Origin of the sequence: Brevundimonas alba (assembly GCF_011927945.1) — a bacterium.
Taxonomy (GTDB): domain Bacteria; phylum Pseudomonadota; class Alphaproteobacteria; order Caulobacterales; family Caulobacteraceae; genus Brevundimonas; species Brevundimonas alba.
Window position 1 is genome coordinate 1,628,246 of sequence record NZ_JAATJM010000001.1, and the last position, 23,161, is coordinate 1,651,406.

Here is a 23,161-nt window from a genome sequence, read left to right on the forward strand (position 1 = left end):
GCGGGCCGTGCCGAGCCTCACCTGGAGGCGCGGCACGGTCTGGTGATCAGGCTGAGACCGTCCCGTTCCAGCCGCCGGCCAGCGCCTTGAACAGGGCGATCTGGTAGGTGGTCACCAGCGCTTCAGAGGCCGCCAGTTGCGCGTCGGCGGCGGCCAGCGTCCGTTCGGCGTCCAGAACGGTCAGGAAGCTGTCCGCGCCGGCCTCGAACCGCAGGCGCGAGAGCCGGGCGGCGTTGGCCGCCTGATCCCGGGCCGCCTGCAAGGCAGAGCGCCGGTCCAGTTCGTTGGCGTAGTTGGCCAGCGCCGTCTCGGTTTCCTGCAGCGCGACCAGCACCGTCTGGTCGAAGGTGGCGAGCGCCGCCTCGGAGCCGGCGCTGGCCTGTTCGATCCGCGCGCGGGCGGCGAAGACGTTCGGGAAGGACCAGCTGATCAACGGGCCGACGCTGAAGCGGAAGCTGGCGCCATCGCCCAGATCGCCGGCGTCCAGCGCCGTCGAACCCAGCGAGCCGCCGAGGCTGATGCGCGGATAGAGGTCCGCCGTCGCCACGTTCACCCGCGCCGCCGCGGCGGCCAGGTTGCGCTCCGCCCGGCGCACATCGGGACGGCGCGCCAGCAGGGCCGCGCCGTCGCCGACCGGGATCGGCTGCTTCAGTTGCGGCGGCCGGGCGCAGGCCCGGGCCGCTTCGCTGGCATCGGCCGGGGTGCGGCCGGTCAGGGTCGCCAGCCGGAACAGGGCTCCGTCGCGCTGCGCCCGCAGCGGGGGCAGGGAGGCGCGGGTGCTCTCAAGAGCGGAGCGCGCGCGGGCGGTGTCCAGACCATTGCCGGCCCCGCCCTCGAGCAGCCGCTGCGTCAGGTCCACGGAGCTGGACTGCAACTGGATCGACCGCTCGGCCACCTCTATCTGGGCATTGGCCGAGCAGGCGTCGGCATAGGCGCGCGCCGTCTCGGCGGCGACGCTGACGCGCACCACATCCAGAGCGGCGGCCGCGGCGTCGGCGTCGGCGCGGGCGGCGCGGATGGTCGAGCCGACGCGGCCGAACAGATCGACCTCATAGGCGACGTCGAGGCCCACGTCGTAGGTCTCGCCTTCGTCCAGCGGCTGGCCGCCGTTGCCGCCCGGGACCGTGGCGGCCGAGGCGCGACCGTACTGGCCCGTGGCGCTGGTGGTCGTCGAAGGCAGGCGGCCGGTGCGCGCCTCGCCCAGCGCGGCGCGGACGCGGCGCAGGTTGGCGGCCGCGGCCTCCAGCTCGTTGTTCTCGGTCAGGGCTTGGCCGACCAGGCCGTCGAGCACCGGATCGTCATACAGCCGCCACCAGTCGTCGCGCGCGGCCTCGGCCGTCACGGCGGGGGTGGAGGCCCCGATGAAGGCGCCCGACGCCTGGGGTGGGAGGGCGGCGTCGGGCGCCTTCGGCCCGACCGCGCACGAGGCGAGCACGAGGCTCGCGCCAGCGGTTGCGGTCAGGAACCGGAGAGAGGATCGGGTGGTCATCAGGCGTCTCCCAGCCGCGGCGTGGCCGGTGCGGTCCCGGCGTCATGCGGCGGCAGGCCGTGGGTGGTGGGGATGGTCGGCTCCTTGCCGGGCGCCTTGGGCATCTTCGTCGCCGCCCATCGCATCACGACATAGAAGACCGGCGTGAACATCAGGCCGAAGAAGGTTACGCCCAGCATGCCGGAGAAGACCGCTGTGCCCAGCGACTGGCGCATCTCTGCGCCGGGACCGGTCGCCAGCATCAGCGGCACGACGCCGAAGATGAAGGCGAAGGACGTCATCAGGATCGGACGCAGGCGGGTCCGCGCGGCGCGGACGGCGGCGTCCCAGCGGCTCAGCCCTTCTTCCTCTGCCTGTTTGGCGAACTCCACGATCAGGATGGCGTTCTTGGCCGCCAGCGCGATCAGCACCACCAAGCCGATCTGGACGAGGATGTTGTTGTCCAGACCCCGGATGTTGATCCCGATCATCGCCGCCAGAATGCACATCGGCACGATCAGCACGACCGCCAGCGGCAGGGTGAAGGCCTCATACTGCGCGGCCAGCACGAGGAAGACGAACACCACCGCCATGATGAAGACGAGGGTCGCGCCGCCCGACGACTGCTTCTCCTGCAGCGCCAGCTCGGTCCATTCGTACGAGAAGCCGGGGGGCAGGGTGGCTTGCGCCAGCTTCTCCATGCTGGCGATGGCCTGACCGGACGACACGCCGGGCGCCGCCTGTCCCTGCAGCTCGGAAGCGGGGAACAGGTTGTAGCGTACGATCCGCGACGGTCCGCTGTCGTCCCTCAGGGTCGCCACCGAGCCGATCGGCACCATGGCCCCGGAGGCCGAGCGGGTCTTCAGGTTGGCGATGTCGGCGACGTCGTCGCGATAGGCCGGCTCCGCCTGCGCCGTGACCCGGAAGGTGCGGCCCAGATAGTTGAAGTCGTTGATGTAGGACGAGCCCAGATAGACCCCCAGCGTGCTGAACACGTCGGAAGGCTGGACCCCCATCATCAGCGCCCTGTCGCGGTCAACGTCGGCGGCGATGCGGGGCGAGCCGGTGTTGTAGGTCGAGAACACCTGCTGCACCTGATCCGGCGCCTGGGCCGCTGCCCCCATCATGGCGAAGGTGGCCCCCTCCAGCGCGCGGTAGCCCGCGCCCGAACGGTCCTGCACCATCATCTTGAAGCCGTTGCCGTTGCCCAGACCCTGAACCGCGGGCGGGGCGATGACGAAGATGTTGGCGTCCTCGATGCCCGAGGTGGCGCCGGTGATGGCGCCCGCCAGAGCCGCGGCCGCCTCTTCCTTCGTCTTGCGCTCCTTGAAGTCCTCGAGGCGCACGAAGATGGTCGCGGCGTTGGACCCGAACGAGAAGCTCGAACCGTCGAGGCCGGCGAAGGCCACGGTGCCGTCCACGCCCTCGGTCTTCTTGATGATGTCCGCGGCGCGGCTCATCACCGCCTCCGTCCGCTCCAGCGAGGCGCCGGATGGCAGCTGGATGACGCCGATCAGGAATCCCTGGTCCTGCTCCGGGATGAAGCCCGACGGCGTGTCCAGCACCCGCCAGGTCGTCAAGCCCAGCAGGCCGACATAGATGACCAGCACGATGCCGACGGTCCGCACCAGCCGCGCGGTCAGCCGGCCGTACTTGTCCGACAGCCAGTCGAAGCCCTCGTTGAAGCGCCGCCCGGCCCAGCCGCCGTAATAGACGACCGTGCCCAGCGCGCCTGGCTTGCGGGCGTTGTCGTCGTGTTCCTTGTGCGGCTTCAGCAGCAGCGCGGCCATGGCCGGCGACAGGGTCAGCGACACCAGCAGCGAGACCACCGAGGCCGTGGTGATGACGATGGCGAACTCGCGATAGAAGATGCCCGGAATGCCCGGCACGAACATCGTCGGCACGAACACCGAGACCAGCACCAGCCCGATCGAGATCAGGGCGCCCGAAACCTCCCGCATCGACCGGTAGGCCGCCTCCTTGGGCGTTAGCCCTTCGCGGATGTATCGCTCGACGTTCTCGACCACGACGATGGCGTCATCGACCACGATCCCGACCGCCAGCACCAGCGCGAACAGCGACAGCGAGTTGATCGAATAGCCGAGCATCAGCTGCACGGCGAATGTCGCCACCAGCGCCACCGGAATGGCCACGATCGGAATGATCGCCGCCCTCCAGGTCTGCAGGAAGACGATGACCACCAGCACGACGAGGATCACCGCCTCGAACAGGGTGTGCTGCACCGACTCCACCGAGGCGGCGACGAATTCGGTCGGGTTGTAGGGGATGGAGATGGCCATGCCGGCGGGCAGCTCGCCGCGGATCGCCTCGACCTCGTCCAGCACCCGTTCGGCGGTGCCCAGGGCGTTGGCGCCGGGCTGCTGGATGATGGCGATGCCGACGCCGCGCTCGCCGTCGAAATAGCCCCGGATGCCGTAGTCCTGCGCCCCCAGTTCGACGCGGCCGATGTCGCGGACCCGGGTGACCCGGCCCTCGGCGTCGGTCTTGATGACCACCTCGGAGAACTGCTGCGGATCGCTCAGACGGCCCTGCACCTGCACCGGCAGCTGGAAGGCCGCGGCGTTGGTGGCGAAGGGCGGCTGGCCGATCGCGCCGGCGGCGGCCTGCACGTTCTGGGCGCGCAGGGCGGCGACGATCTCGGGCCCCGTCAGATTGCGCGCGGCGGCCTTGGCGGGGTCGATCCAGACCCGCATCGAATAGTTGCCGCCGCCAAAGACCTGCACATTGCCCACGCCGTCGACCCGCAGCAGCCGGTCGCGCAACGTCGACTGGGCGTAGTTGCCGACGTAGTCGTTATCCAGCGACTTGTCGGGCGAGGTCAGCCCGACGATCATCAGGAAGCCGCTCTCCTGCTTGTTCACGGTCACGCCGATCTGGCGGACCTGTTCGGGCAGGCGGGGTTCGGCCAGGGCGACGCGGTTCTGGACCAGCACCTGCGCGGCATCCAGATCGGTGCCCGGCTGGAAGGTCACGGTGACCGCGACTGTCCCGTCCGAGGTGGAGGAGGACGTCAGGTACAGCATGCCCTCGACGCCGTTGACCTCCTGCTCGATCGGAGCCGAGACGGTCTCGGCCACGGTCTCGGCCGAGGCGCCCGGATAGGCGGTGTTGATGGTGATCGTCGGCGGCGCGATCTCCGGATACTGCGACAGCGGCAGCAGCGGATAGGCGAAGATGCCGATCAGGGTGATGAACACCGCGATCACACCGGCGAAGATCGGCCGGTCGATGAAGAAGCGAGAGATGTTCATGTCCGGCTCAGTCGCCCGATGACAGGCTGTTGGCGAAGGTCGCGGTCGAGGCCGGCGCGGCCTGGGTCACGGGGACCTGGGTCTCGCGGGCGACGGGGCGGATCTGCCCGACCGTGGCCTTGACCTTCATCCCCGGCGCCTGGATGCGCTGGACGCCATTGATGATGACGCGGTCGGTCGGGGCGAGGCCCGAGCGGATCACCCGCAGGCCGTCGACCACCGGGCCCAGCTGCACCGGCTTGGGCGCGACCGATCCGTCGGCGGCGACGACATAGACGATGCGGCGGGCCTGATCGGTGGCCACGGCGGCGTCCGGCACGAGCATGGCGCGGTAGCTGCCCGAGCCGGCCAGACGCGCCTGACCGAACATGCCCGGCTTCAGGAAGCCGTCGGCGTTCGGGATCAGCGCCCTCAGGCGGATGACGCCCGAGGCGGTGTCGACCGCGTTGTCGGTGAAGTCCAGCGTGCCCGAGCGGCTGAAGCCGCTCTCGTCCTGCAGACGCACCTGGATCGGCGCCGCGCCGTTGCGGGCCTGCCGCTGATACTTCAGCAGCACGGCTTCCGAGCCGTCGAAGACGAAGTGGATCGGGGCGCTGGAAACCACGGTGGTCAGCACGTCCGCCGCCGACGATCCGCCGGCCACCAGGTTGCCTGCATCTACCCGGCGGTCCGAGACCCGGCCCGAAATCGGCGCCGTCACTCGCGTGAATTCCAGATCGAGCTGGCGGGCGCGGACATTGGCGTTGGCGGCGGCGATGGCGGCCTGGGCCGTCTGCAGGGCGCCGCGGCGGGTGTCGACCTCGGCCTGCGACACGGCCTGCGATTCCAGCAGGGTCTCGGCGCGAGTCAGTTCGCTCCGCGCCAGCGTCAGCTGCGCCTGCGCCTGCGACAGCTGCGCCCGGGCCGAGGCCAGGGCCGCCTGCGCCGGTCGCGGGTCGAGCGTGAACAGCAGTTGCCCGCGGCGCACGTAATCGCCGTCACGGAAGTGGACGCCCGAGATATAGCCGCCGACGCGCGCGCGCACCTCGACCGACTGGGTCGCCTCGAACCGCCCGGTGAACTCGTCCCAGTCCTGGACCGCCTGAACCAGCGGCACGGCCACGGTCACCGACGGCGCCGGCGGGGCCTGCGCCTCGCTCTTCGAGGAACAGCCATAGAGCGCGGCCGCCATGAGGGCGGACGCGGCCACGATCTTCACCGTGCGCATGAATAGTAGTCTCCGTAAGGGAGAAATCCCTGTCTTTGTCGACGGCGGCGATCGGGGAGGAGGCCGGTAGTCAACGCCCGGTGACTTAATGGTGATCCGATCGCCGCTTGTCAACGGGCGATGACAAAGCCATATAGCGCGTGGGGCTTTGTCAGGAGCTATCCTGTTGTTTTGTCATGTGCCGCCTCGGCCGAGAAACGCCGAGGCGACCCGCGCCGCCATTCTGGACGCCGCGCGCGAACGGTTCGCGCGTGAAAGCTACGACGACGTCGGCATGCGCGACATCGCCGGCGACGTCGGCGTCGATGCGGCCCTCGTGTCCCGCTATTTCGGCTCCAAGGAAGACCTGTTCACCGCCGTTCTCGACAGCTGTTCGAACGGCTCAGAACTGATGGAAGGCGACCGTTCGGAGTTCGGCCGCCGGGTCGCCCGTGAGGTCGTCTTCGAGCCTGCCAAGGAAGGCAAGCTGAAGGGGCTGCTCATCATGCTGCGCTCGGTCGGCTCGACCAAGGCCATGGAGCTGGTTCAGCGCACCGGCAGCGAGCGCTTCTTCAATCCGTTCGCGGCCTGGGTCGGCGGCGAGGACGCGGCGGTCCGCGCCCGGCTCGCCTCTGCCACCATCATGGGCATGGCCGTCAGCCGCGAGATCACCGGCGGATTCGATCTGTCGCCGGCGGAATGCGAGCGGATGGTCGGCCGGATGGCCGTCATCCTTCAGGACATCATCGACGGCTGACCGTCAGCTGCGCTTTTCGAACTTCCGGATCACGCCCGAGAAGGTCATCAGCACCCGCTCGCCCGCGTTGATCTGGCCGCGCACGAAGATCAGGCTCTTGCCGGCCCGGATCACCTCGCCGGTCGCCTCGACCAGCTCGCCGACATAGGCGCCGTCGATGAAGGTCGAGTCGAGCTGAACCGTCACGCCCGACGCCCCCTCCATCTCCTGATAGGCGGTCTGGAACAGGGCGATGTCGGCGAAGGTCATCAGACAGCCGCCGTGCATCCGGTTGCCCGCATTCATGTGCTTGGGCTCGGCGCGGAAGGCGCAGCGCATCCGCCCGTCGGGGTCCGGTTTGAAGTAGAACGGCCCGACCACCTGATCGAAGGTGCCGTGCAGGTCGTACATCTGCCAGCCGGCGAACTCGCCTTCCGCAACCGTGACTTTCGCGACCATGTGGAACTCCGCCTTCTTATTGCTCCCGCAATGCAGCATATAGGCGCGATGAGCGACCCTATCGAAACGGCCATCTTCGAAAAACTGGCCAAGGCCGATCCGAAAAACGTCGGCGGCAAGAGCATCGAGCCCGCCGACGTGGCCAAGGAACTGCAGCCGGAGCAGTGGCAGCGCATGCTGCCCAAGGTGCGCGCCTGCGCCCTGGGCCTGATGCGTCAGGGCAAATTGACCATCACCAAGAAGGGCAAGCCGGTCGATCCGAACGCCTTCAAGGGCGTCATCCGCCTGCGCCTCCCGACCGAGGCCGAAACCGCCGCGGCGCTGGCGGCGCTGCCGCCGGCCGCCGAAAGCGATGACGACTTCGCCTGACGCTTCCGGCCTCGAGGCCGTACTCGCCGACATCCGCGCCTGCCGGGCCTGTCTCGGCCAGTTGCCGCACACGCCGCGTCCCGTGGTCCGCGTTTTCCCGGAAACGCGTCTGCTGATCTGCGGCCAGGCGCCCGGCCGGCGGGTTCACGAGAGCGGCCTGCCGTTCACCGATCCCTCCGGCGACCGTCTGCGCGACTGGATGGGGGTGGACTACGAAACCTTCTACGCCGACCACCGCCTCGGCGTAGCGGCGCAGGCCTTCTGCTACCCCGGCACCGCGTCCAAGGGCGGCGACTACCCGCCGCCGCGCCGTTGCGCCGAACTGTGGCGTCCGCAGTTGCTCGCTGAGCTGCCCGGCGTGGAGTTGACCCTGTTGGTCGGCGGCTACGCCCAGGTCTGGGCGCTCGGCGACCGCGCGAAGGTCAACATGACCGAGACCGTGCGGGCCTGGCGCGACTACGCTCCCGACATCCTGCCCCTGCCTCACCCCTCCTGGCGCAACACCGCCTGGCTGAAGCGAAACCCGTGGTTCGAGGCCGAGGTGCTGCCATATCTTCGCGAGCGCGTCCGGGGCATTCTGGGCGGATGATCCGCGTCCTCGCCGCTCTGTTGCTGACGTTCGCGCTCGCCGCCTGCGCCACGCCCGCGGTCCAGCCGGCACTCACGCCGCCGCCGGGTTTCGCCGGCGCCTACCTTACCGCTGACGCCGTCATCACGGACGACGGAGCCCGCCTGCCGCTGGCCCGCTGGACGCCGGATGGCGAGCCATGGGCTGTCATCGTGGCTCTGCACGGCATGAACGACAGCCGCGCCTCCTTCCGCCTCGCGGGGCCGTGGTGGGCCGAGCACGGGATCGCGACCTGGGCTTTCGACCAGCGCGGCTTCGGTCAGGCGCCCGGCCGCGGCGTCTGGGCCGGGGAGGCGCGGATGGTCGAGGATCTGCGCACCACCGTCGCCCTGGCGCGCGCGCGCAATCCCCGGGCCCTGATCGTCGTCGCGGGCGAGAGCATGGGCGGGGCCGTGGCCGTCGCCGCCTTCGCCTCCGACCGCCCCCCGGACGCCGACCGGCTGGTGCTGCTCGCCCCCGCCGTGTGGGGCTGGACCGCCCAGGGGCCCGTCAATTCCGTCGCCCTGTGGCTCGCCGCCCGCGCCATGGGCGACCGCGCCGTCGATGCGCCGGAGTGGGCCGTCCGCGACCGGCTTGCCTCGGACAATATGATCGAGCTGTTCCGGAACGGCCGCGACCCTAACAGCGTCATCTCCACCCGGTTCGACGCCCTCTATGGTCTGGTCGATCTGATGGAGACGGCCTCGACGCGGCTGGGCGAGGTGCGGGCGCCGACGCTGCTGCTTTACGGCAGCCACGACAACGTGATCCAGCAGGCCCCGATGCGGCTCGCGCTGGAGCGGGCAGGGGACCGGCCCGGCCTGCGGACAGGCTTCTATCCTGAGGGCTGGCACATCCTGAACCGGGACCTGCAGGCGGAGACGGTCTATCGCGACGTCGAGGCCTGGCTGCTCGATCCGGCCCCGGCCCTGCCGTCCGGCGCGGGCTCGGTCCTGCCGGCGCTGCGCCGCAAATAGCCTCCCGGCGGCCCCCAAACCGCCGTGCTTGCCCTGTTGAAGCTGGAGGCGTATCAGCCCCGCAACAAAAAACTACCCCGGGAGACGCCGCTTATGGGCAAGACGCTGTTCGATTCCCCGTCCTTCGTGAATCATGAGGGCGTCCACGCCGTCTTTGACGAAAAGACCGGCCTCCGCGCTATTATCGCTGTTCACTCAACCGCCCGCGGTCCGGCGGTCGGCGGCACGCGCATGTGGAACTACGCTTCCAGCGCCGAAGCGCTCGAGGATGTCCTGCGTCTGTCGCGCGGCATGAGCTACAAGAACGCCGTGGCCGATCTGGAAATGGGCGGCGGCAAGTCGGTCATCATCGGCGACAGCCGCACCCAGAAGACCCCCGAACTGTTCCGCGCCTTCGGCCGCGCCGTCGACACCCTCGGCGGCATCTATTACGCGGCGGAAGACGTCGGCGTGTCGGTCGCCGACATCGCCGAGGCCCGCAAGGTCACTCCCTATGTCCTCGGCCTCAACGATGGCCCCGAGGCCTCGGGCGATCCCAGCCCCGTCACCGCCGAGGGCGTCTTCCGCTCGACCCTGACTGTCGCCCGCCGCCTGTGGAAGCAGGACGATCTGACCGGCCTGACCGTCGCCCTGCAGGGCATCGGCCACGTCGGCGGTTATCTCGCCGACAAGCTGCACGCCGCCGGCGCCAGGCTGGTGATGACCGACGTCAACACGGCACTGCTGTCGGAAGTCGCCGCCCGCACCAACGCCGAGATCGTGGCCCCCGACGCCATCTATGACGTCAAGGCCGACATCTACGCCCCGTGCGCGCTCGGAGCGACGCTGAACCCGGAAACCCTGGACCGTATCACCGCCAAGGCCGTCGTCGGCGCCGCCAACAACCAGCTCGCCACCCCGGACATCGGCCAGCGGCTGTTCGAGCGCGGCGTGCTCTACGCCCCCGACTACGTCGTCAACGGCGGCGGCATCATCAACGTCGCCTCGGAACTTCTGGCTCGTCAGACCGGCGGCGCCTACGACCCGCAATGGGTCGAGGGCAAGCTGTCACGCCTGATGGAAACGCTCGAGGAAATCCTCGAACGCTCCGCCACCGAAAAGCGCCCGACCCACGAGATCGCGGACGCCATCGCCGAGGCCCGCATCAACGCCGCGCGCGACCAGAAGGCCGAGCAGCGCAAGGCCGCCTGAGCTACGTCCGATTCTGACGCACTCCTCCTTTAAGGTGCGCCCTGAACGCTGAACCAGAACGGAGCCTCCTCGTCTTGTGGATGCTGCCGGCTCGGCTGTGCGGCAGGTGGTGGCGCGCGAGCAAAACCGACTCTTCGGACTCTTCGGACTCTGTTTTTCCGTCGCGATGAGTCGGATTCGCTCCCGCGGCCCGGACGGCCCATCATCGCCGGAAACGCCCATCTGATTCGGGCCGAGGCGCCATGACCGCAACCTCCCGCAAGGCTTTCGATCCGCTGCTCGTCGTCATGGCGGTGGGCTTTGTCGTCGCGGTCGGGGCCCTGGCCTATCCCGCCTTCCGGGCCGATCCGATGAGCGCCCCGGGCCTGGTGCTGATCTTCACCGTCGGCGCCGTGGCCCTGATCGGGCTGTTCGCCTTCGCCCGCAGCGAGGGCCGCAAGCCCCTCGGCGACGTCACCATCGACCTGCTCGACGCCATGGCCGAGCCCGCCGCCCTCGTCTGGGCCTCGGGTCAGGTCCTCGCGTTCAACGCCGCCTGGGCCGAGAACCATGGCGCGACCACGACCCTGCCCAAGGGCCGTTCGGCCTCGGCCCTCTACATGGCCTTCGCCCAAGCCCGCGCCGGCGAGCAGGGCCGCGCCATCGTCGTCATCGGCGAGCGCGAGCAGGAGGTGCTGATCGGCATGGCCGGGGAGGGGCGTTTCCTCGTCCGCGCCGCGCCGGACGCCGCCATCCCGGTCATGACCAGCACTGGCGCGCCCGTCGCCGCCTCAAACGGTCCCGAGAGCCGCGCCATGGCCGCCGGCGCTCCCTTCGGCTCGGCCGTCATCGCCTCCGAGGACCTGTTCGGCGGCAAGGTCGAGGAGGCCAACGCCGCCCTGTCCGTGCTGACCGGCCCCGCCGCCGCCCGCGACGCCGCCTTCGGCCACCTGTTCGATCCCGCCGGCGTGACCGACGCTCGCGCCAAACTCGCCGCCGGCTCCTCCGGCCCGATCGAGCTCGTGGCCCGCGCCTTCCCCGACAAGATGCTGCACCTCTACGTCGCCCCCGAAGGCGACCGGCGCCGTATCTGGCTGTTCGACGTCACCGGCCAGAAGTCGATGGAGCTCCAGCTCTCCCAGGCGCAGAAGATGCAGGCCGTCGGCCAGCTCGCCGGCGGCGTGGCCCACGACTTCAACAATCTGCTGACCGCTATCCAGCTTCAGCTCTCCGGCCTTCTGGAACGCCACCCCGTCGGCGATCCCTCCTACGAGGGCCTGAACGAAATCCGCCAGACCGCCATCCGCGCCGCCGACCTGGTCCGCAAGCTGCTGGCCTTCTCGCGCAAGTCCACCGTCCGCCGCGAGCGCCTCGACCTCGGGGAGCTGGTTGGCGAGTTCGCCGTACTCCTGCGCCGTCTGCTCCGCGAGGACGTCCGCCTCGAAACCGACTACGGCCGCGACCTGCCGGTGGTGCTGGCGGACAAGAGCCAGCTCGAGACCGCCGTGATGAACCTCGCCGTCAACGCCCGCGACGCTATGCGCGGCGTCGTCGAGCCCGGCGCCGGCGTCGTCACCATCCGCACCCTGCGCCTGACCCGCGACGAAGCCCGCGCCCTCGGCTGGGCCGCCGCCCCGACCGAAAACGTCGCCCTGATCGAGGTCACCGACACCGGCCCCGGCGTCCCGCCCGAGATCATCGACAAGATCTTCGAGCCGTTCTTCACCACCAAGGCGGTGAACGAAGGCACCGGCATGGGCCTTGCCACCGTCTACGGCATCGTCGAACAGGCCGGCGGCCACATCAACGTCTCGAACGTCGAAGGCGCCGGGGCCGCCTTCCGCATCTTCCTGCCCGAGGCCGCCGAAGCCGAACTGGCGGAGACGCCGGTGGTCGAGAAGGTCGCTAAAGCGCCGCGCGACCTGTCGGGAGCCGGCCGCATCCTGTTCGTCGAGGACGAAGCGGCCGTCCGCGGGATCGCCGCCCGCCTGCTGCGCCAGCGCGGCTACGAGGTGATCGAGGCCGCAGACGGCGAGGAGGCTCTCGCCCTGGCCGAGGAACACGCCGGCACCATCGACATGATGATCTCCGACGTCATCATGCCCGGCCTCGACGGCCCGTCGCTGCTGAAGAAGGCGCGGCCCTTCCTCGGCGACGCCCCGGTCATGTTCATCTCCGGCTATGCCGAGAGCGACTTCTCCGACCTGCTGCAGGACGAGGTCGGCGTCTCCTTCCTGCCGAAGCCGCTCGACATCAAGACGCTCGCCGAACGGGTCAAGCAGGAGCTCCGCGCGGCCTGATCTACTTGTGCCGGCGGCCGTGGTCGCGGCCCCGGTCGTCCCCGCCCCGCCCGTGATCGCGGCCGCCGTCGCCGTGCCGCCGTTCCCGCCAGTACGGCGACTCCGGCGGGATCCAGACATCGCGATAGCCGTAGTCGCCCGGGCAGTATTGCTGTCGCGCGCCATAGGGAATTCCCGGCGGCGCGGCCCAGTAACAGTTGGCGTTCTGGTATTCGAGATCGGCCGCCGCCTGATCCAGCCCCTGCGCCACCGCGTCCCAGAACGCCGGATCGCTGCTGCATGCCGAGGTCGCCAACCCCGCCGCGGCGACCGCCGCCACCCATCCCGATCTCGTCCAAACACCCATGTCACCCTCCCTGCCGCAGTGACGGTGTCCGCGTAACGGCGGCGTCTCAACCGACGAAAGCTGACGGGGCGTGCTTGTCGAGGCGGCGCCGTTGGGCTCAACGTGTCGGCCAGACCGGAGAGCCGCCATGATCGACCGCCGTCGCCTGCTCCAGACCGCCGCCGCCGGCGCGAGCCTCGCCTTCGCGGGGCCGGCCCTCGCCCGCAGCGAAGCCGACGACCGGCTCGACGCCATGCTGAACCGCTGGTTCGACGAGGACGTCGACACCTCGCCCGAAACGGCCACCAATCTGGGCCTCGACCGCGGCGAGCGCACTCATCTCTCTTCGAAGCTGTCGGATCGCAGCGAGGCCGCGTGGATGACCGACCGCGCCACGGCGAACGCCCGCCTGCAGAGCCTCGCCGACTTCGATCAGACCGGCCTCACGCGGCCCGGCACCGTCAACCTCGCGGTCGCCGCCTTCCGCGCGCAGACCGCCTCCACCGGCGCCGCCTTCGACTATGGCTCGGCGATGGAGGGCGGGCGGATGGGGCCCTACCTCGTCAACCAGATGACGGGCTCCTACTTCACCGTCCCCGACTTCATGGACACCCAGCACCGCGTCGAGGATCGCGACGGCGCCGAGGCCTTCCTCGGCCGCCTGTCCGGGTTCGCGCCCAACCTCGACGCCGAGACCGCCCGTATCGACCGCGACGCCGGCAAGGGGGTGATCCCGCCGGACTTCATCATCGACCTGACGCTCGGCCAGCTGAAGGCCACCCGCGCCCAGCCGGCGCCCGACATGGCCATGATCCGCACGCTGGAGCGCAAGGCGACGGCGCTGGGGCTGACCGGCTACGCGGACCGCGCCGCCGCCATCGTCGATGCCGAGGTCAAGCCCGCGCTCGACCGCCAGATCGCCATCTTCGAACGCCTGCGCCCCAACGCCGTCCATGACGCCGGCGTCTGGCGTCTCCCTGATGGCGAGCGCTTCTACGCCCACGGTCTGAAATACTGGACCACCACCAGTATGACGCCGGACGAGGTCCACGCCGTCGGCCTCGAACAGGTCGCGAGCATCAGCGCCGAGATCGACACCATCCTGAAGGCGCAGGGGATGACGCAGGGCACGGTCGGCCAGCGCATCGACGCCCTCAACAAGGACCCGGCTCAGCTCTGGCCCAATACGGACGAGGGCAAGGCCGCCCTGATCGAGAGCCTGAACCGGCAGGTCGCCGCCCTCGATCCGCTGCTGCCGCGCCTGTTTGGCCGCCTGCCGCGCTCGAAGGTCGAGGTGCGCCGCGTGCCGCCGGCGATCGAGGCCGGCGCGCCGGGCGGCTACTATCAGGGACCGCCGCTCGATGGATCACGGCCGGGCGCCTACTACATCAACCTGCGGGACACGGCGAACTGGCCGAAATTCTCGCTCCCGACCCTGACCTATCACGAGGCCTCACCGGGCCATCATCTCCAGGTCGCCCTGCAGAGGGAGACGGAGAGCCTGCCCGCCTGGCGGCGCGCCAACGGCTTCTCGGCCTACAGCGAGGGCTGGGCCCTCTACGCCGAGGCGGTCGCCGCCGACGACCTGAACGTCTACGCCGACGATCCGCTGGGCCGGGTCGGCTTCCTGATGTCCTACCTGTTCCGGGCCGTGCGGCTCGTCGTCGACACCGGCCTGCACCACAAGCGCTGGAGCCGGGAACAGGCCGTCGACTACATGGTCGAATCTGGCGCCAAGCCCGTCGGGGCCGCGAACAGCGAGATCAACCGCTACTGCGCCATGCCGGCGCAGGCCTGCTCCTACAAGATCGGACACACCGTTATCGCCCGGCTGCGGGCGGAGGCGCAGGCGCGTCCGGGCTTCAACCTGCGGCGCTTCCACGACGCCGTGCTGGTCAACGGTTCGACGCCCCTGTCGGTGCTCGAGGACCTGATGCGGACTTGAGCGCGGCGCGTGAACGTTCCGTAACTTGCTGCCCCGCCAGCGGCGGTCATAGCTGTCTCCGCCTCGAACGGAGCCCGCCATGATCGACCGCCGCAAGCTTCTCATGACCGCCGGAGCCGGCGTCGGCCTCGCCGCCGCGGGCGTCCCCGCCTTCGCCAGCCCGCGTCAGACCGCGGCCGCCGGGCAGCTGACCGCCTTCATGGACCGCGCCTTCGAGCGCATCCTCGACAGCTCGCCCGAGACGGTCACCGCCTTCGGCCTCGACACCGGCGCCCGCGCCGACGCCGCCTCGCAATTGTCGGTTCCGACGCTGGCCGAGGAAGAGAAGAGCCGGGCCCTGACCCGCAGCCTGCGCGCCGAGCTCGCCGCGATCGACCGCGGCGCGCTGACCGGTCAGTCCGCCATCCACTACGACACTCTGGCCGCCAACTGGGACGCGGTGATCGCCACCTATGACGTGCCCTACGGTCAGGGCGGCTGGCCCGACATCTATCGCGTCAGCCAGCAGTCGGGCGCCTACCAGTCGACGCCGGACTTCCTCGACAGCCAGCACCGTATCGAGAGCGCCGCCGACGCCGAGGCCTATGTCTCCCGCATCAACGCCTTCGCCGATGTCCTGACCGCCGAAACGGAACGGGTCCGGGAGGACTTCGCCCGCGGCGTCGTTCCGCCCGACTTCATCACGGCCAAGGCCATCTCGCAGCAGGAGGGCATGACCTCTACGCCTGCCGGCGCCTCGCCGATGGTCAACTCGATTGTCCGCCGCACGGCCGAGAAGAGCATCCCCGGCGACTGGGGCCCTCGCGTCGAGCGCCTGCTGACGGAGCGGGTCTATCCCGCCCTCTCCGCTCAGACCGCCGTGCTGAAGCAGCGCCTTCCGACCGCCGGCCACGAGGCCACCGTCGCCCGTCTGCCGGCCGGCGAGAAATTCTACGCCAACAGCCTGCACTACATCACCACCACCCGACTGAGCGCCGACGAGATCCACCGCATCGGCGTCGACCAGGTTGCCGAGCTCTCGGCGCGCGCCGACGTCCTGCTCAAGGCGCAGGGACTGACGCAGGGTTCGGTGGCGCAGCGTATCGCGGCGCTGGGAGCCGACCCGCAGTACACCTATGCCAACACGGACGCCGGCAAGGCCGATCTGATCGCGGACCTGAACCGCCAGATGCAAGACATGCAGGCGCGTCTGCCGCAGGCCTTTGGCCGCCTCCCGAAGTCGGGCGTCGAGATCAAGCGTGTGCCGCCCGAGATCGAGGCCGGCGCCTCGCTGGGCTATTACAACTCGCCCAGCCTCGATGGTTCGCGGCCGGGCATCTACTACATCAATCTGCGCGACACGTCGGAATGGCCGAAGTGGACGCTGCCGACGCTGACCTATCACGAGGCCACGCCGGGGCATCACTTCCAGATCGCCATCCAGCAGGAGAGCGACGCCGCGCCCAAGCTGATGAACCTCGTCTTCTTCTCCAGCTACGTCGAGGGCTGGGGCCTGTACGCCGAGCAGCTGGCCGACGAACTCGGCGCCTATGAAAGCGATCCGCTGGGTCAGGTGGGGTATCTGCAATCGCTGATGTTCCGCGCCGCCCGTCTGGTGGTCGACACCGGCATCCATTCCAAGCGATGGAGCCGCGAGCAGGGCATCCGCTACATGGTCGAGACCCTGGGCGACCAGGAGAGCGCCTCGACCAGTGAGGTCGAGCGCTACTGCGGCTGGCCCGGCCAGGCGTGCGCCTACAAGGTTGGCCACAACGAGTGGGTGCGACTGCGCGAGAAGGCCAAGGCCGCGCTGGGGCCTCGCTTCGACCTCAAGGACTTCCACGACGTGGCCCTGGCCGGCGGCGGCGTGCCGCTGACCGTGCTGGAGCGGGTCGTCGACGACTGGACCGCGCGCCGGATGGCCTGATGGTCAAGCGGCTTCGGCGGTCTCCCGCGCCGCCCGCAGCGCCGGATCAGCCGCCGCGGCCGCGAGGATCCAGTCGCGGAAGCGCGCGATCTTGGGCGACCGGCGCCGGCCTTCCGGCCAGACCAGCCAATAGGCATAGCCGGGCACCAGCTTGACCGACAGCGGCACGGGCTGAACCAGCAGTCCCGCCGCCAGCTCTCGCGCGAACAGGATCGGCGAGGCCAGCGCTACCCCCTGATCGCCGAGGGCCGAGGCCACCTCCAGCGCCTGATAGTCGGCACGAAGCCGCGATGGCGCCTGACCGTCCGCCGCCACGCCCGCCGCCGCGAACCACACCGCCCACTCCTTCTCCAGCCCGATGCGGGGCGCCTTGAGGAGGTCCTCCGCGGTTTGCAGCCCCAGCTGATCGCGCAGACGCGGACTGCAGACCGGGGTGAAGACGCTCGGCATGACCTCGACGCTCTCCAGCCCTGGCCACTCACCCGTGCCGGAGCGAATGCCGACGTCGAAGCCCTCGCGCGACAGGTCAATCAGATGCGCCGCCGTATCCAGCCGCACCGCCAGCTCAGGATGCGCCAGCTGGAACTCCCCCAGTCTCGGCGCCAGCCACTGCGTGGCCAGCGTTGCGAGGGTGGTGATCGACAGGATGGCTTGGTCCGCCTCGGTCAGGTCGAGCAGGGCGCGGCGGAGCAGGCTCATGGCCTCGGTGGCGGCGCGCGACAGCCGCTCGCCGGATTCCGTGGGCACGACCTCCCGCGGGAGGCGGCGGAACAGACTCTGCCCCAGCCGGCCTTCCAGCGCCTTGATCTGCCAGCTGACGGCGGCCTGGGTCATGCCCAGTTCCTCCGCGGCGCGGGTGAAGCTGTTCAGTCGGGCGGCGGCCTCGAACACCCGTATCGAGGCGAGGGGAATGCCGGCGAGTGGATCGGACATAAGCGAGCCTTATGCTGGGTCCGGCCAATCTGGTTTGCGGCAGGCTCCTGTCAAGCTCAATCTCCCCCTGTCATCAGCGCAGGATGCACAGGAGGCCGAGATGGAAGAGGTTCACCGGATACATAAGGAAGCCGCATGGGGCTGGGTGGCGGTCCTTGATGACTGGCGCCGCAGCCGTACGCGAAAACGCATTCGCCGGGAGCAGCGGATCGGAACCTCCCGCCCGCGCTAGGCCTTCAAGAGAGTGGCGGCGCAGGGGCCCAATCCCCGGCGTCCCGCGATCACCGTCCTCCCCGACTGTGATCCTTGAGCGCGGCCCGGTTCCTGAAGCAGCCTCCTGCTTCCGGGCCGGGCCGTTTCCTTTTCAGCCGACCGTCCAGCCGTCCGCATCGCGCAGGGCGTTGTGAATCGCCGTCGCGGCGATGGCGGCCTCGGCCCCGGCCACGGCGATCTGGTTCAGGCCGCGGACCACATCTCCTGCGGCGTAGAGGCCCGGCACGGACGTCGCCTGATGGTCATCGACAATCATCCGCCCATCTTCGCCGACCTTGGCTCCGAGCCCTCTCGCCAGCGCCGCGTTCGGCGAGGTGCCCAAGGCCGAATAGACGTGGTCGAAGACCCTGAACGTCCCGCCCCAGCTCAACGCCGTCACCCGGTCGCCTTCGAGCCGCACATTGTCGATCGGCGCCCGGATCAGCTCAACGCTCATGCGGCGCAGTTCGTCCTCCTGGGTCAGGTCCTCGGGCCGGCCCACGTGGATCAGCGTCACCCGGTCGGAATAGGTCCGCAGGAAGGCCGCCTCCCGGACCCCCATGTCGTCCTTGCCGATGATCGCCACGGCCTTGCCGATGGCCTCGTAGCCGTCGCAGATCGGGCAGATGCGGACCACCGACCGCTCAATTGCGCGCTCCACGCCCGGCAGGTCAGGGTGATGATCCACCACTCCCGTCGCCAGCAGCACCGCCCGCGCACGGAGGTCGCGCCCGTTCAGCCGCGCCCTGAACCCGTCGCCGTCGCGTTCCAGCGCCTCGACCCGGCCCGGCTCGATCGTGGCGTCGAACTCCAGCGCCTGCTCGGTCATCCGCTTCAGGATCGCCTCGCCGGTTATGCCTTGCGGGAAGCCGGGCAGGTTATGGCTGAGAGGGATCCAGCAGGCTCGCGGCGCCCCGCCATCGGCGACGAGCACGCGGCGCCGGAACCGCGCCAGATAGGTCGCCGCCGTCAGACCCGCCGGGCCCGCGCCGATGATCAGAACCTCCGGGCGGGTATTGCTCAACGCGTCCGCCATGTGCTCGGCCATTGGTCGGGTGGAACGCCCCAGCATTCGGTCATCTCGTGCTCTTCGCTCAGGACGAAGGCGCGGCCGGTCCAGGTCCAGGTCTGCGCCAGACCACAGTCGCCGGGTCCGCGGCCCTTGGCGAAGGCGACGAGGGTTCGCGCGTTGGCTGCGTAGCCGCCGTTGATAGTGCCGGTCGTCGTCTCGCCACTGGCGGATGCCAGCTGGACCGGTCGCGGGTTTCGTCCGCCGGGACCTGTCAGATACCAGTCGTGGCCGATGTTGTAGGCGCCGGAGAAACAGGGGACAGCCCACAGCTCCGTCGAGGCGTCCAGTCGCGCGGACATGACCTCTTTCCGGACCCAGTCGCTGTCGGCTTCCTCCCGGCATTCACGAACGGCGGGCAGGGCTTCCAGCGCGGCGGGAAGTGTCTGGCCGGAATCGCCGAAGCCGGCCTGCGAGACGGCGGGCGCGGGCGTAACCACCGGCGGCGCGGGCGGAGCCGGAATGGCCGAGACCGGTCGCGTACCCCGGCCGACGAGGGCGGCTGGGGTCTGCAGCTTTCCCTGACGCTCGTCGATCCACAGCATGGCCGCCGCCGCGCCGGACAAGGAAACCATTCTCGGCGCATCGCCCGCGCCGACGCTCATAGCCTTGCCGCTTCCGATCATGGCGATCAGGGCCGGAGCATCCCCGGGTGCGATCCGGAAGTCGTCGGATCCCTGTTCCGACCGGGCGACGAAACGTCGCCCGTCGATGTCGACCGACATGGCGCCGGTCTTGGCGTCCGTATCGCCCCACACTCCGAGGCTGACCGACCGCGCGCCGTTCGGGCCGGGCGAAGCGGCGACGCGGATCCAGCCCGTCTGGTCGGATGCGGGTCCAAAGGCGGCGCATTCATTGGTGTTGTCGCACACCGCCAGCCAGTCGCGGAATTTGCGGCTGGCGCTTGGCATCGTCGGACCGCTCGCCTGTGTCGCCGATGCGGCCGGCATAGACCCAGCGATCAACGGAGTTGGTGACGCGCTTCCGGCCTTCGCCGCCTTTCCATCGCCGTCGCCACAGGCGACCAGCGCGAGGGCCAGCAGGCACGGTCCGATGATGCGTCGCATGAAACCCCCTCCGCTCAGAGCTTACGGAGTTCCTCCGGCTTGTGCGCCGCCCTGGCTCCGGTCTTGTCGCTCTGAACGATATACTCCGGATTGTCGGGGGACGCCGCCACCTTGTGACCCTTGATCTTCGTCGGGCTGACGGCCTTTCGGACGACCTTTCCCTCGGTCGTGCCCTGACTGTGATCCCAAGCGACCTTGTCGCCTGCCTTGAAGTCCTTGCCGGTCACGGGTTCGTCTCGTCGCTGCTGTGTTCCTCCAGCAGGGACCGCATCAGATCGACATCGGCGATCACCGGCGGTTCGCCCGTCGCTTCGATCCAGCGGGCGGTCAGGACTTCCATTTCGGACATGGGGACGCTCCGTTCACAGAGCTCCCAAACCATCCGGCGGGTATCTGGTTCAACCGGAAGGGAGAAGTCTTTCGTCCAGCGAGGTTAACGGCGGCAGCCTTGCCCTTTGCGCACCGGAACGTGCGCCGCTATACCGCCCGCCAACCCTCCCATTCCAAAGCCAAAGGCAGCTTCAGCATGACCAGGATCAAGGTCGCCAATCCCATCGTGGACATCGACGGCGACGAGATGACCCGGATCATCTGGCAGATGATCAAGGACAAGCTGGTCTTCCCCTTCCTCGACCTCGAGCTCGACTACTACGACCTCGGCATGGAGCACCGCGACGCCACCGACGATCAGGTGACGATCGATGCGGCGAAAGCGATCCAGAAGCACGGCGTCGGCGTGAAGTGCGCCACCATCACCCCGGACGAAGCGCGGGTGAAGGAGTTCGGCCTCAAGAAGATGTGGAAGTCGCCGAACGGCACGATCCGCAACATCCTCGGCGGCGTGGTCTTCCGCGAGCCGATCATCTGCTCGAACGTGCCGCGTCTGGTGCCCGGCTGGACCCAGCCCATCGTCGTGGGCCGCCACGCCTTCGGCGACCAGTACAAGGCCACGGACTTCCTCGTTCCGGGCCCCGGCAAGCTGACGATCAAATTCCAGGGCGAGGACGGTCAGGTCATCGAGCACGAGGTGTTCGACTTCCCCTCGGCCGGCGTGGCCATGGGCATGTACAACCTGGATGACTCGATCACCGAGTTCGCCCGCGCCAGCTTCTCCTTCGGCCTGCAGCGCAACTTCCCGGTCTATCTCTCGACCAAGAACACCATCCTCAAGGCCTACGACGGGCGCTTCAAGGACATCTTCCAGAAGGTGTTCGACGAGGAGTTCGCGGCCGAGTTCAAGGAAAAGGGCCTGACCTATGAGCATCGCCTGATCGACGACATGGTGGCCGCGGCGATCAAGTGGTCGGGCGGCTTCGTCTGGGCGTGCAAGAACTACGACGGCGACGTTCAGTCGGACGTGGTGGCGCAGGGCTTCGGCTCGCTGGGCCTGATGACCTCGGTGCTGATGACCCCGGACGGCAAGGTGCTGGAATCGGAAGCCGCCCACGGCACCGTCACCCGCCACTACCGCCAGCATCAGAAGGGCGAGGCGACCTCGACCAATTCGATCGCCTCCATCTTCGCCTGGACGCGCGGCTTCTCGCACCGGGCCAAGCTGGACGGCAACGATGAACTGGCTGCCTTTGCCGCCACGCTCGAGCGCGTCGTGGTCGAGACGGTGGAAGCCGGCCACATGACCAAGGACCTGGCGCTGCTGGTCGGCGATCAGCAGGGCTGGCTGACCACCGAGGGCTTCCTCGACAAGGTGGCCGAGAACCTGACCAAGGCGATGCAAGCCCAATAAGGCGCTACCGTTCGCGACGCGGTCGCTCACTGCTGGAGCGCAGCCGCAGCTACATGACCAAGCCCGCCGGATTCGCGTCCGGCGGGCCTTTCGTTTGAGCCGGATCGGTGTTCGTGCATTGATGGTCTGAACTCCGGAGCCGCCATGAAGAAGCTTTTCGGCAACCTGCTGCTGCTGGCCCTGATCATCGGGGTGGTCAGCTTCTTCGCCGCGCCGGCCGTGGGCTTCTTCGGCATCCGTTCGGCGGCCGACGCCAACGACGTGTCGGGCCTGTCGCGGCTGGTCGACTTCGCCGCCGTGCGGCAGTCGTTGCGGCCCCAGTTGTCAGGCAACCCCGCCGCCCTCGCCCCCGCGCCGACCTTCCTCGAGGATCCGATCGGCGCCGTCCGGCGTCAGTTCGAGCAGGCCGATTCCGCCTCCGTCGCAGATGTGGACGCCTATCTGACGCCCGCCGCGCTGGCAGCCCTGACGCGGGGCGAGGGGCGCTACGCTTCGCAGCGCTCCCGTCTGGCGGGCGGCCCTCCGTCCGACGCTAACCCGATGCCGGCGCCCGTGTTCTGGGGCGTCAACCGGGTGAGGATGGCGGTCACGGACGAGGGTGGGTCCCGGACGATCTTCACCTTCGAGCGCAAGGGGCCGTTCGAATGGAAGCTGGTGCATGTCGGCCTGCCCGAAGGGGCGGCTCCGGCCGTGGTCGCGCCCGCGCCCGCGCCCGCGCGCGCCGCACCGCCGCCGGCCCAGCGCTAGGCAGTCAACTCGACTCGCGGCAACCGTAGCCGTGGGGAAGCGTTTCGACGCCAGAGGGTAGAATGATCAAGAAGCTTGTCATCGGCGGCGTCGCCGCGGCCATCGTCGTAGGAGTCGTCGCCTGGGCCGCCGCCCCAATTCTGGCCGCGCAGGCGCTGGTCCGCGCCGCCAAGGCGGGGGACGCCCACCGCATCGAACAGCTCGTCGACTTCCCCTCGTTGCGCGAGAGCCTGAAGGATGAGCTGAACGCCGAACTGGCGGCCCAGATGCGCCGCGATCCGCGCATGGCCGAGAGCGGGCTGGGCGGGCTCGGCATGATCCTCGCGCCCATGCTGCTGTCCGGCGCGGTCGATGCGGCGGTGACCCCGCAGGTGGTGGCGCAGATGGTGACCACGGCTGAAGCGCCCGACCCGACGGTCCGTGACGAGCCCGAGCCCGGCGATACGGCGGACAAGGGCGACGATATTCATCAGGCGTGGGGCTACCGTGACCTCAACGCCTTCGCCGTGACCCTGACCGACCGCGACCATCCGGACCAGCGGCTGGCCCTGATCATGGAGCGCCGCGGCCTGTTCAGCTGGAGGCTGGCCGCCGTCGATATCCAGAACGACGGTCGGGCCTGAGGCCGA

Annotated in this window: 21 protein-coding genes; 11 read left to right on the forward strand and 10 right to left on the reverse strand. The window is 69.4% G+C overall.

The window, feature by feature from the left end:
* Window positions 1-46: 46 nt before the first annotated feature.
* The 3 genes from GGQ87_RS07950 to GGQ87_RS07960 are packed head-to-tail and all read right to left on the reverse strand — an operon-like array spanning window position 47 to window position 5,947.
* Complete coding sequence (locus GGQ87_RS07950) at window positions 47-1,489, reverse strand: efflux transporter outer membrane subunit (RefSeq protein WP_168046338.1); 1,443 nt, start codon at window positions 1,487-1,489, stop codon at window positions 47-49.
* Window positions 1,489-4,740, reverse strand: a complete 3,252-nt coding sequence (locus GGQ87_RS07955; protein ID WP_168046340.1) for an efflux RND transporter permease subunit — start codon at window positions 4,738-4,740, stop codon at window positions 1,489-1,491. The genes GGQ87_RS07950 and GGQ87_RS07955 overlap by 1 nt, the downstream gene beginning before the upstream one ends.
* A 7-nt stretch (window positions 4,741-4,747) precedes the next feature.
* Window positions 4,748-5,947 (reverse strand): efflux RND transporter periplasmic adaptor subunit, encoded by a 1,200-nt coding sequence (locus GGQ87_RS07960; RefSeq protein WP_168046342.1) that lies wholly within the window; start codon window positions 5,945-5,947, stop codon window positions 4,748-4,750.
* Between the two features lie 178 nt (window positions 5,948-6,125).
* On the opposite strand from GGQ87_RS07960, the gene GGQ87_RS07965 reads away from it, so the two are divergent.
* Complete coding sequence (locus GGQ87_RS07965; protein ID WP_342448328.1) at window positions 6,126-6,683, forward strand: TetR/AcrR family transcriptional regulator; 558 nt, start codon at window positions 6,126-6,128, stop codon at window positions 6,681-6,683.
* 3 nt (window positions 6,684-6,686) lie between these two features.
* On the opposite strand, the gene GGQ87_RS07970 is transcribed toward GGQ87_RS07965, so the two are convergent.
* Entirely contained in the window at window positions 6,687-7,121 is a 435-nt protein-coding gene (locus GGQ87_RS07970; protein ID WP_168046344.1) for a PaaI family thioesterase, read from the reverse strand.
* A gap of 48 nt (window positions 7,122-7,169) precedes the next feature.
* On the opposite strand from GGQ87_RS07970, the gene GGQ87_RS07975 reads away from it, so the two are divergent.
* From GGQ87_RS07975 to cckA, 5 genes are all read left to right on the forward strand, one after another.
* Window positions 7,170-7,490, forward strand: a complete 321-nt coding sequence (locus tag GGQ87_RS07975) for a DUF3253 domain-containing protein (protein ID WP_168046346.1) — start codon at window positions 7,170-7,172, stop codon at window positions 7,488-7,490.
* Complete coding sequence (locus tag GGQ87_RS07980; protein WP_168046348.1) at window positions 7,474-8,079, forward strand: uracil-DNA glycosylase family protein; 606 nt, start codon at window positions 7,474-7,476, stop codon at window positions 8,077-8,079. The genes GGQ87_RS07975 and GGQ87_RS07980 overlap by 17 nt, the downstream gene beginning before the upstream one ends.
* Window positions 8,076-9,074: an alpha/beta fold hydrolase gene (locus tag GGQ87_RS07985; RefSeq protein ID WP_168046350.1), complete on the forward strand. Its 999-nt coding sequence runs from the start codon at window positions 8,076-8,078 to the stop codon at window positions 9,072-9,074. Before GGQ87_RS07980 ends, GGQ87_RS07985 begins: the two co-directional genes overlap by 4 nt.
* A gap of 93 nt (window positions 9,075-9,167) precedes the next feature.
* Window positions 9,168-10,265: a Glu/Leu/Phe/Val family dehydrogenase gene (locus tag GGQ87_RS07990; protein ID WP_168046352.1), complete on the forward strand. Its 1,098-nt coding sequence runs from the start codon at window positions 9,168-9,170 to the stop codon at window positions 10,263-10,265.
* Window positions 10,266-10,507: 242 nt separating this feature from the next.
* Window positions 10,508-12,544, forward strand: a complete 2,037-nt coding sequence (gene cckA / locus GGQ87_RS07995) for a cell cycle histidine kinase CckA (protein ID WP_209282417.1) — start codon at window positions 10,508-10,510, stop codon at window positions 12,542-12,544.
* A 1-nt stretch (window position 12,545) separates the two neighbouring features.
* Here the strand turns inward: cckA and GGQ87_RS08000 are convergent, their stop codons facing one another.
* Window positions 12,546-12,890, reverse strand: coding sequence for a hypothetical protein (locus GGQ87_RS08000; RefSeq protein ID WP_168046354.1), 345 nt, complete (start codon window positions 12,888-12,890; stop codon window positions 12,546-12,548).
* A 127-nt stretch (window positions 12,891-13,017) separates the two neighbouring features.
* Here GGQ87_RS08000 and GGQ87_RS08005 point away from each other — a divergent pair, with 127 nt between their 5' ends.
* Together GGQ87_RS08005 and GGQ87_RS08010 are read left to right on the forward strand one after the other, a co-directional pair.
* Window positions 13,018-14,814: a DUF885 domain-containing protein gene (locus tag GGQ87_RS08005; protein WP_168046356.1), complete on the forward strand. Its 1,797-nt coding sequence runs from the start codon at window positions 13,018-13,020 to the stop codon at window positions 14,812-14,814.
* A gap of 79 nt (window positions 14,815-14,893) precedes the next feature.
* Window positions 14,894-16,720: a DUF885 domain-containing protein gene (locus GGQ87_RS08010; RefSeq protein WP_168046358.1), complete on the forward strand. Its 1,827-nt coding sequence runs from the start codon at window positions 14,894-14,896 to the stop codon at window positions 16,718-16,720.
* 3 nt (window positions 16,721-16,723) lie between these two features.
* On the opposite strand, the gene GGQ87_RS08015 is transcribed toward GGQ87_RS08010, so the two are convergent.
* The 5 genes from GGQ87_RS08015 to GGQ87_RS15550 all read right to left on the reverse strand — a co-directional run bounded on the left by GGQ87_RS08015 (window position 16,724) and on the right by GGQ87_RS15550 (window position 20,390).
* The gene (locus GGQ87_RS08015; protein WP_168046360.1) at window positions 16,724-17,653 is read right to left on the reverse strand and encodes a LysR substrate-binding domain-containing protein; all 930 of its coding nucleotides are present in this window, start codon (window positions 17,651-17,653) and stop codon (window positions 16,724-16,726) included.
* Between the two features lie 364 nt (window positions 17,654-18,017).
* On the reverse strand, window positions 18,018-18,977 hold the full coding sequence (locus GGQ87_RS08020) for an NAD(P)/FAD-dependent oxidoreductase (RefSeq protein ID WP_245161436.1): 960 nt from the start codon (window positions 18,975-18,977) through the stop codon (window positions 18,018-18,020).
* Entirely contained in the window at window positions 18,926-20,041 is a 1,116-nt protein-coding gene (locus tag GGQ87_RS08025; protein ID WP_168046362.1) for a DUF1176 domain-containing protein, read from the reverse strand. The genes GGQ87_RS08020 and GGQ87_RS08025 overlap by 52 nt, the downstream gene beginning before the upstream one ends.
* Window positions 20,042-20,055: 14 nt before the next feature.
* The gene (locus GGQ87_RS15400) at window positions 20,056-20,268 is read right to left on the reverse strand and encodes an HVA1 family protein (RefSeq protein WP_168046364.1); all 213 of its coding nucleotides are present in this window, start codon (window positions 20,266-20,268) and stop codon (window positions 20,056-20,058) included.
* A complete protein-coding gene (locus tag GGQ87_RS15550) occupies window positions 20,265-20,390 on the reverse strand; it encodes a hypothetical protein (protein WP_280644098.1) in 126 nt (41 codons plus the stop codon). Before GGQ87_RS15550 ends, GGQ87_RS15400 begins: the two co-directional genes overlap by 4 nt.
* 177 nt (window positions 20,391-20,567) lie before the next feature.
* On the opposite strand from GGQ87_RS15550, the gene GGQ87_RS08035 reads away from it, so the two are divergent.
* The 3 genes from GGQ87_RS08035 to GGQ87_RS08045 all read left to right on the forward strand — a co-directional run bounded on the left by GGQ87_RS08035 (window position 20,568) and on the right by GGQ87_RS08045 (window position 23,155).
* Window positions 20,568-21,785, forward strand: a complete 1,218-nt coding sequence (locus tag GGQ87_RS08035; RefSeq protein WP_168046366.1) for an NADP-dependent isocitrate dehydrogenase — start codon at window positions 20,568-20,570, stop codon at window positions 21,783-21,785.
* A 144-nt stretch (window positions 21,786-21,929) separates the two neighbouring features.
* Window positions 21,930-22,532 (forward strand): DUF2939 domain-containing protein, encoded by a 603-nt coding sequence (locus GGQ87_RS08040; RefSeq protein ID WP_168046368.1) that lies wholly within the window; start codon window positions 21,930-21,932, stop codon window positions 22,530-22,532.
* A gap of 62 nt (window positions 22,533-22,594) precedes the next feature.
* Window positions 22,595-23,155, forward strand: coding sequence for a DUF2939 domain-containing protein (locus GGQ87_RS08045; RefSeq protein WP_168046370.1), 561 nt, complete (start codon window positions 22,595-22,597; stop codon window positions 23,153-23,155).
* Window positions 23,156-23,161 lie beyond the last annotated feature (6 nt).

Coding starts and splice junctions, on each gene's coding strand:
- GGQ87_RS07950 (WP_168046338.1), bottom strand. CDS start 1,489: ATGACCACCCGATCCTCTCTCCGGTTCCTGACCGCAACCGCTGGCGCG.
- GGQ87_RS07955 (WP_168046340.1), bottom strand. CDS start 4,740: ATGAACATCTCTCGCTTCTTCATCGACCGGCCGATCTTCGCCGGTGTG.
- GGQ87_RS08020 (WP_245161436.1), bottom strand. CDS start 18,977: ATGCTGGGGCGTTCCACCCGACCAATGGCCGAGCACATGGCGGACGCG.
- GGQ87_RS07975 (WP_168046346.1), top strand. CDS start 7,170: ATGAGCGACCCTATCGAAACGGCCATCTTCGAAAAACTGGCCAAGGCC.
- cckA (WP_209282417.1), top strand. CDS start 10,508: ATGACCGCAACCTCCCGCAAGGCTTTCGATCCGCTGCTCGTCGTCATG.
- GGQ87_RS07960 (WP_168046342.1), bottom strand. CDS start 5,947: ATGCGCACGGTGAAGATCGTGGCCGCGTCCGCCCTCATGGCGGCCGCG.
- GGQ87_RS08005 (WP_168046356.1), top strand. CDS start 13,018: ATGATCGACCGCCGTCGCCTGCTCCAGACCGCCGCCGCCGGCGCGAGC.
- GGQ87_RS07990 (WP_168046352.1), top strand. CDS start 9,168: ATGGGCAAGACGCTGTTCGATTCCCCGTCCTTCGTGAATCATGAGGGC.
- GGQ87_RS08025 (WP_168046362.1), bottom strand. CDS start 20,041: ATGCGACGCATCATCGGACCGTGCCTGCTGGCCCTCGCGCTGGTCGCC.
- GGQ87_RS15550 (WP_280644098.1), bottom strand. CDS start 20,390: ATGTCCGAAATGGAAGTCCTGACCGCCCGCTGGATCGAAGCGACGGGC.
- GGQ87_RS07985 (WP_168046350.1), top strand. CDS start 8,076: ATGATCCGCGTCCTCGCCGCTCTGTTGCTGACGTTCGCGCTCGCCGCC.
- GGQ87_RS08045 (WP_168046370.1), top strand. CDS start 22,595: ATGATCAAGAAGCTTGTCATCGGCGGCGTCGCCGCGGCCATCGTCGTA.
- GGQ87_RS08040 (WP_168046368.1), top strand. CDS start 21,930: ATGAAGAAGCTTTTCGGCAACCTGCTGCTGCTGGCCCTGATCATCGGG.
- GGQ87_RS07970 (WP_168046344.1), bottom strand. CDS start 7,121: ATGGTCGCGAAAGTCACGGTTGCGGAAGGCGAGTTCGCCGGCTGGCAG.
- GGQ87_RS08010 (WP_168046358.1), top strand. CDS start 14,894: ATGATCGACCGCCGCAAGCTTCTCATGACCGCCGGAGCCGGCGTCGGC.
- GGQ87_RS08000 (WP_168046354.1), bottom strand. CDS start 12,890: ATGGGTGTTTGGACGAGATCGGGATGGGTGGCGGCGGTCGCCGCGGCG.
- GGQ87_RS08035 (WP_168046366.1), top strand. CDS start 20,568: ATGACCAGGATCAAGGTCGCCAATCCCATCGTGGACATCGACGGCGAC.
- GGQ87_RS07980 (WP_168046348.1), top strand. CDS start 7,474: ATGACGACTTCGCCTGACGCTTCCGGCCTCGAGGCCGTACTCGCCGAC.
- GGQ87_RS08015 (WP_168046360.1), bottom strand. CDS start 17,653: ATGTCCGATCCACTCGCCGGCATTCCCCTCGCCTCGATACGGGTGTTC.